The organism is Arthrobacter sp. STN4 (assembly GCF_024539665.1).
GTDB lineage: Bacteria > Actinomycetota > Actinomycetes > Actinomycetales > Micrococcaceae > Specibacter.
In genome coordinates this window covers 1-6,864 of record NZ_JAKZGX010000054.1, presented here as the reverse complement: position 1 = coordinate 6,864, position 6,864 = coordinate 1, and the positions used below count along the sequence as shown (strand labels likewise).

7 protein-coding genes and 1 pseudogene are annotated in these 6,864 nt (G+C 70.5%); 5 read left to right on the top strand and 3 right to left on the bottom strand.

The features are described from left to right. Window positions 1–237: 237 nt before the first annotated feature. Window positions 238–984 (bottom strand): NUDIX hydrolase, encoded by a 747-nt coding sequence (locus tag MMF96_RS19135; RefSeq protein ID WP_176618679.1) that lies wholly within the window; start codon window positions 982–984, stop codon window positions 238–240. A gap of 101 nt (window positions 985–1,085) precedes the next feature. Between MMF96_RS19135 and MMF96_RS19130 the strand changes: the two genes are divergently transcribed. The 5 genes from MMF96_RS19130 (at window position 1,086) to MMF96_RS19110 (ending at window position 5,731) form a co-directional block, all read left to right on the top strand. Then, window positions 1,086–1,775: a TetR/AcrR family transcriptional regulator gene (locus MMF96_RS19130; protein WP_176618678.1), complete on the top strand. Its 690-nt coding sequence runs from the start codon at window positions 1,086–1,088 to the stop codon at window positions 1,773–1,775. A gap of 2 nt (window positions 1,776–1,777) precedes the next feature. Further along, on the top strand, window positions 1,778–2,707 hold the full coding sequence (locus tag MMF96_RS19125) for an ABC transporter ATP-binding protein (protein WP_176618677.1): 930 nt from the start codon (window positions 1,778–1,780) through the stop codon (window positions 2,705–2,707). Then, complete coding sequence (locus tag MMF96_RS19120; protein WP_176618676.1) at window positions 2,704–4,341, top strand: ABC transporter permease; 1,638 nt, start codon at window positions 2,704–2,706, stop codon at window positions 4,339–4,341. The genes MMF96_RS19125 and MMF96_RS19120 overlap by 4 nt, the downstream gene beginning before the upstream one ends. A 94-nt stretch (window positions 4,342–4,435) precedes the next feature. Beyond that, a complete protein-coding gene (locus MMF96_RS19115) occupies window positions 4,436–4,906 on the top strand; it encodes a hemerythrin domain-containing protein (RefSeq protein ID WP_176618675.1) in 471 nt (156 codons plus the stop codon). 84 nt (window positions 4,907–4,990) lie between these two features. Further along, window positions 4,991–5,731 carry a dienelactone hydrolase family protein gene (locus MMF96_RS19110; protein WP_256884443.1) on the top strand — a complete coding sequence of 247 codons (741 nt, stop codon included), beginning with the start codon at window positions 4,991–4,993 and terminating at the stop codon, window positions 5,729–5,731. Window positions 5,732–5,822: 91 nt separating this feature from the next. Here MMF96_RS19110 and MMF96_RS19105 read toward each other — a convergent pair whose 3' ends face one another. Both MMF96_RS19105 and MMF96_RS19100 read right to left on the bottom strand, forming a co-directional pair. Next, window positions 5,823–6,611, bottom strand: coding sequence for a methylenetetrahydrofolate reductase (locus MMF96_RS19105; RefSeq protein WP_256884442.1), 789 nt, complete (start codon window positions 6,609–6,611; stop codon window positions 5,823–5,825). 29 nt (window positions 6,612–6,640) lie between these two features. After that, window positions 6,641–6,864, bottom strand: a pseudogene (locus tag MMF96_RS19100) (lipoyl synthase); the annotation flags it as partial.

Below are 6,864 nucleotides of genomic sequence, written 5' to 3'. Positions count from 1 at the left end.
ACTGCCTTCATTTAGACACTGCCTTCATTTAGACACTGCCTTCATTTAGACACTGCCTTCATTTAGACACTGCCTTCATTTAGACACTGCCTTCATTTAGACACTGCCTTCATTTAGACACTGCCTTTATTTAGACACTGCCTTTATTTGAACACTGCCTCATTTAGACACTGCCTTCATTCGATGCCCGTTCACGGCATCGAATCCCGTTGGCCGCCGCGGCCCGGGGACCCAAGTCTATTCCGCCGCCGTCCCCGGCAACACGGGTGCCCCGGACTGCTCAAAGACCCAGGGCAGCGCCGTCATGTCCAGCCGGTGGCGGGCACCGGCCGGGCCCGCCCCGGACGCCTCGGGATAGGCCTCGTCCCCGGCCCACACCACGGTGGCCGGCTTTCCCGCCGAGGCAGGCCCGCCGTCGTCGGCCAGCAGGTGGCTCTGGTAGGAAAACGGCACGCCGGCGGCGGCGTCCGCCAGTGCCTGCGCCACCGTGGCGAACGCCGTGAGCCGGTGCAGCGTGACCCAGGTGGGCGTGACGAGTGACATTTCCCGCCGGGCGTGCCGGGCCAGCGCCTCGGCCGGCCCCAGCCAGGCGAAGGCCTCATGCTCGCCCGGGTTGAGGTCCACGCGGGACGTCGGGGCCCGGGCGACCAGGAACCAGGTGCGGAAGCGGCGCGGCAGCCGGCGCATGGGCGTCCACTGGGACAGCGGGACCAGCCGGCCCGGCTCCAGGCGCTGGCCGGTCTCCTCGGCCACCTCGCGCACCCCGGCAGCCCGTGCAGCCTGGGCATCGGTCAACGGCCGCCCGTCCGGCCCCTTCCGGTCCTCCGGGTCCACCTTGCCGCCGGGAAACACCCAGGCCCCCGCAAAGGCCCGGCTGGTGCCCGGCCGCTCCAGCATCAGCACCTCAAGCCCTGGCGCACCGTCGCGCAGGAGCACCACGGTGCAGGCGTCTTCCAGCGGTGCCAGCGGCTCTTTAGTCTCCATGGGGCCAGCCTACCGGCACCGGGGAGGGGGCAGTGCGCCGTCGAAAATAAGGGGCGCAAAGTCCATTGCCAGCTGCTATACACGCGAGTAGTCTCCTATACATGAGTACAGCACCGGACGATCTCACGGGGCGGGCCCGCCTCAGGGACGCGGCCATCGAGTGCTTCGCGGCGCACGGGTTCGGGGAATCCCTGCGCACCATCGCCGCACGCGCGGGAGTCACGGCGGGACTGGTCCGCCACCATTTCGGCTCCAAGGAAAGCCTGCGGGCCGAGTGCGACGCCAAGGTGCTGGAGCGCTATCACACCATGAAGGTGGACAGCCTGAACGTCCCGGCCACGCGCCTGTTCGCCCAGCTGCCCTCCTCACGCGAAGGCGGCCTGCTCATGGTCTACATCCTGCGCAGCATCCAGGACGGCGGCCCCACGGGGCGCACGTTTTTTGAAAGCATGGTGTCCGAGGCCGTCGGCTTCACAAAGGATGCCGTCGCCCGGGGGCTGGTGGTCCCCAGCCGCGACGAGGACGCCCGCACCCGCTTTCTGGTGCAGCAGTCCATCGGCAGCATGCTGGTCAACCTGGCCATGCGCCCCGACGTGCGGCTCGACGACTTTCCGGCCGTCATGGACCAGTACATGGCCGACTCCATGCTTCCCACGCTGGAGCTGTACACGGAAGGCCTGTTTGCGGACAGCAGCTACCTTGACCAGTACCTGGCCTTCACGGCCGGCAACCACCCGCCCGCGGCACCCGCGGACGAAGCTTCGCAGCACCAAGGCAACACTAAGGAATAGCCATGTCCCCCACCATCCCTGCCATTGAAGTGTCCGGACTGCGGAAGCGGTTCGGCCGGACCACTGCCCTGGACGGCCTGGACCTGCGCGTGGAGAGGGGCGCCGTGGCCGGTTTCCTGGGCCCCAACGGCGCGGGCAAGTCAACCACCATCCGCATCCTGCTGGGCCTGATGCGCTCCGACGGCGGCAGCGCCACCCTGCTGGGCGGGGACCCCTGGCACGACGCCGTGGCCCTGCACCGCCGCCTGGCCTACGTGCCCGGTGACGTGAGCCTGTGGCCCAACCTCACGGGCGGGCAGGCCATCGACATCCTCTCCCGGCTGCGCGGCGGCGTGGACAAGGCCAGGCGCGACGGGCTGCTGGACAGGTTTGGCCTGGACCCCACCAAAAAGGCCCGCAGCTATTCCAAGGGAAACCGGCAAAAGGTGGCGCTCGTGGCGGCCTTGGCGTCCGACGCCGAACTGCTGGTCCTGGACGAGCCCACCTCCGGACTGGACCCGTTGATGGAGGGCGTGTTCACCGACTGCATCCGCGAGGCCAAGGCCCAGGGCCGAAGCGTACTGCTCTCCAGCCACATCTTTGCCGAAGTGGAAAAGCTGTGCGACACCGTGACCATCATCAGGGAGGGCCGGACCGTGGAATCCGGCCGCCTGGACGAGCTGCGGCACCTGCACCGCACCACCATTTCCGTCGTGCTGGACCGTGACGCCGCCATCCTGGCCTCCGTCCCCGGCGTCAACGAGCTGGTGGCCGACGGCGCCAAGGCCACCTTCACCGTGGGCGGGGCCGAGCTCGGCGGCGTCCTGGCCGCGGTAGCCTCGTACTCCCCCCGCCAGCTGGTCTCCAGCCCGCCGTCACTGGAGGAGCTGTTCCTGCGCCACTACGGCGCCGTGGACGCGGCCGCCCCGGCGCGGACGGCAGGTGTGCGGTGAGCGCCGCGGCCGCCCTGCCCCGCCGCGCGGCGGCGCCGTCGTCGGCGGGCACACTGGCCGGCTTCGGGCCCTCGGTGCGGTTCATCCTGCGCCGCAACTGGCTGCGGCTGCTGGTCTGGGCGGTGGTGCTGGCGCTCATGATCCCGATCGTCTACACCTCCCAGCAGGCCGCCTTTCCCACGCAGGCCGACCGGAACGCCTATGCCAACGTGGCCAACACCCCGGCCATTGCCGCCATGACCGGCCTGCCCTACGCGGCCGGCAGCCTGGGCGGCATCCTCGTCATCAAGATCTGGATGACCCTCGCCGTCGCCCTGGGCCTGGCCTCCATCTTCCTGGTGGCCCGCAACGGACGCGCCGACGAGGAGGCGGGCCGCACCGAGCTGCTGCGCGGCACGGCGCTGGGGCGGCACGCCTTCAGCCTGGCCAACTACGCAGTTGCGGGCGGACTGTGCGTGGTCACGGGGCTGCTCATCTCCCTGCTCGCCCTGCAGGACGGGCTGCCCGCTGCCGGGTCCTGGGTGCTGGGCGGCTCGGTTGCCGGCGTCGGGCTTGCCTTCGTCGGCATTGCTGCGCCCTGCGGGCAGCTCAGCTCCACCGGCCGCGGGGCCAACTCCCTCGGCGTGGCCGTGCTGGCAGTGACCTACCTGGTCCGGGCCGTGGGCGACGTCAATGCCGGCGGCACCCAGGTCACGGCCCTAAGCTGGTTCTCGCCGATCGGCTGGGGCCAGAACATGCGCCCCTTCGCCCAGGACACCTGGTGGCCGTTCCTTGCCCTGCTGGCCCTGGCGGCCGCCGGCTGCCTTCTGGCGCTGGGCATCGAGTCCCGCCGTGACGTGGGACTGGGCCTCGTGGCGGCAGGCCGCGGACCGGCGCGGGCCACCGCCTTCCTGGCCTCACCGCTGGGACTGTCCCTGCGCCTGCAGCGTGCCACGCTCATCTCGTGGCTGTGCGGGGCCGTCGTTGCCGGCCTGTTCTTTGGCGGCGTCGCCAAGGCCATGACCACGGTCCTGGACCCGTCCAACGCCTACGCCCAGGCATTCCTCGGCGGATCCCGGACCCTGCTCGACGGCGTCCTGGGCACCTTCGTGCTGTTCATCGGCCTGCTGGCCGGCGCGTTCGCCGTCCAAAGCCTCTCCGGCGCCCGCGCCGAGGAGTCCGGCGGCCGGCTCGAACCCCAGCTGGCAGGGTCGCTTGCGCGCTCCCGGTGGCTCGGAGCGCACGTCGCCGTGGCCGCCGGCGGTTCGGCAGCCATGCTGGTGCTGGGCGGCTGGCTCGCCGGCGTGTCCTCGGACGGCGCGGCCACCGCCCCGGCCCTGGCCGGGGCGGCCCTGGCCTACTGGCCGGCCGTCCTGGTGATGATGGGGGTGCTCCTGTTCCTGCACGGCTTCGCACCCCGGCTGGGCACGGGCCTGGGCTGGGCGGTGTACGGCATCTCGGTGGTGGTGGCCATGTTCGGGCCCCTGCTTTCCCTGTCCGACAGTGCCATCAAGGCCACCCCGTTCGGTGCGGTGCCCCGCATGCCGGCGGACGGCTTCGCGCTGCCGCCCCTGCTGCTGCTGGCCTCCATCGCCTTGGTATTGGGAATCCTCGGAATGCGCCGGTTCAGCACCCGCGACATCATGCCCGAATAGGCTCCGGCCGCCGGACGGGGCCGCCCGCCGTCGAACAGGCATAGCCTGAAAGGGCCGGGCAGCTGCCCGGACGGCACTTAGGGAAGGACTTTCCATGGAAGCGGACACGTTGGGCGGAGCGCTGGAGCGCGAACACCGGCAGATCGACGGCGGCATTGAGGCGTACCTGGCCGGACTGGACGGGCCGGCGGACCCCGCGCCGCTGCTGGCGGCGCTCACCGGGCTGCGCCGCCACATCTACCTCGAGGAGCAGTTCCTGTTCCCGCCCCTGAAGGCGGCCGGGCTCATGGGCCCCATCTTCGTCATGCTGCGCGAACACGGCCAGCTGTGGAACTCCATGGACGCGCTCGGGCAGCTGCTTGCCGACGGTGCGGACGCGGACGCCCGCCGCGTCGCCTGCACCGCGCTGCTGGCCCTTCTTGACGCCCACAATTCCAAGGAGGAGCCCATCATCTACACCCAGGCCGACACCATTTTGTCCCAGGATGCCGGGGCCGAACTCCGGGACTTCCTGGCCCGGGGCACGACGCCGGAAGGCTGGGTTGCCGGTGCAGCCTCCCGTTAGCGCCGGGCCGCTGCCGGCCGGTGCTTAAAGTTTTCCCGGCACTGACCCTGCCATCCGCCAGCGCGCTGTGCCATTGTTGAGCCCATGGGAACAATGCTTCAATTCTCCGCGGCCGGGCAGGACTTTGGCGCGTACCGGGCGGAACCGGCCGGCCGCGTCCGCGGCGCCGTGGTTGTCATCCACGAAATTTGGGGGCTCGTGGACCACATCAAGGATGTGGCGGACAGGTTCGCCGCCGCCGGGTACCTCGCCGTGGCCCCCGACCTGATGGGCCTGGCGGGCCTGGACGCCACGCTGCTGGCGGAGCTCGGTGCGGACCGCAGCGACCCCGCCCGCCGCACGGAAATCCAGCCGCGCATCAGGGCGGCGATGGAGCCCATGCGCGAGCCGGGGCGGGCCGGGCAGATCCAGGCCGGTGTCGCCGCAGTGTTTGAGCACCTGGAGGCCAGTGCAGAGGGTGCAGGGCGCACCGCCGTCGCCGGTTTCTGTTTTGGCGGCAGCTATTCCTTCGCGCTGGCCGTGGCCGAGCCGCGGCTCGCGGCGGCCGTGCCGTTTTACGGCCACGCCAACTACACCGTGGCGGAACTGGCCGGGATCCGCTGCCCGGTCCTGGCCTTTTACGGCGAGGAGGACAAGGCCCTCACGGACGATCTCCCGGGCTTGATCGAACGCATGCGCGAGGCCGGGGTCGACTTCAGGTACACGGTCTTCGCCGGGGCCGGCCACGCGTTTTTCAACGACACCAACCCGGTGTCCTACCGCGCGGAGCCGGCCCGGATCGCGTGGACGGAGACGCTCGAGCTCCTGGACCGCACGCTGGGCTGACGCGCGCCCGCAGGCCCGCACCGGCCTCCCGGCACCGGACCTGCCGGGCATGCCGGCAGGAGTCCGACCGCCGAAAACCATGCGGTGGCGGTCAACGGCGGGAGGCGGCCGCCTGCTGCCGCAGCTGCGGGTCAAGGTTGTTGAAGCTGTAGAGGTGGATGCCGGCCGGCGGCAGTGGCTGGGTTTCCAGCTCGGCGACCAGCTGCGCGGGCTGGTAGCGGCTGCCGCCCAACAGCTTCCTGCCCAGTTCCCCCTTGCCCGCGATGAACCGCAGGGAGCTGCCCACCCCGATCTTCGCCGCCAGCTGCAGCAGCTTGGCCCGGGGCACGGACCCGGCCACGCCGGCCCACACGGGCAGCAGCACCCCTTCGTTGCGCAGGCCGTCCATGTAGCCGGCAATCGCCGTCGCGGCAAAGCACATCTGGGTGACCACGTGGCTGGCCAGTTCCTGCTTGGCCAGCAGTGATTCCAGGAGCTGTGGGCCGCTAATGGACGGATGCCCTTCCGGATAGCCTGCCACGCCGATCTTCAGGGTGCCCCCGCCCAGCTCCGCGAGGTCGCGCACCAGGGCTTCACTGGACGGATACGGCCCGGCGGGCGCCGCCCCGTCGCCGCCAATGGCAAAGACCTCGGTGATGCCGGAGGCCGTGCAGATGCGCAGGATGCGGGCAAGTTCGCCGCGTGAGGCCACCAGCCGCGCGGCGAGGTGCGGCACCACCGTGTAGCCGTGCCCGGCCAGCGCGGCCGCCGCCTCCAGGGTGCGGTTGATCCCGTGGTGCGGCAGGCACGTGACCGTGAGGGTCGTGCCCGCGGGAACGTGGGCAAGGACGGCGGGGACAATGTCCCGGGTGGGAATGATTTCCAGGCGGGTGGGCAGCACGGTTGCTTCTGGCCGGTTCTCGCGTGCGGTTAGCGTGCGGCCATGAGGGAGGCGGCTTCCTGGCGGGTGTGCCCGGAGTCCTCGATGCCTTCGGCGATGTGGGCCAGGTGGGCGGGGATGTCGCGGCCCTTCTTGCGCATCGCGGTGGCCCACAGGCGCCCGGCCCGGTAGGAGGAACGCACCAGCGGCCCGGACATGACGCCCAGGAAGCCGATCTGTTCCGCTTCCTCGGAGAGCTCCAAAAATTCCTGCG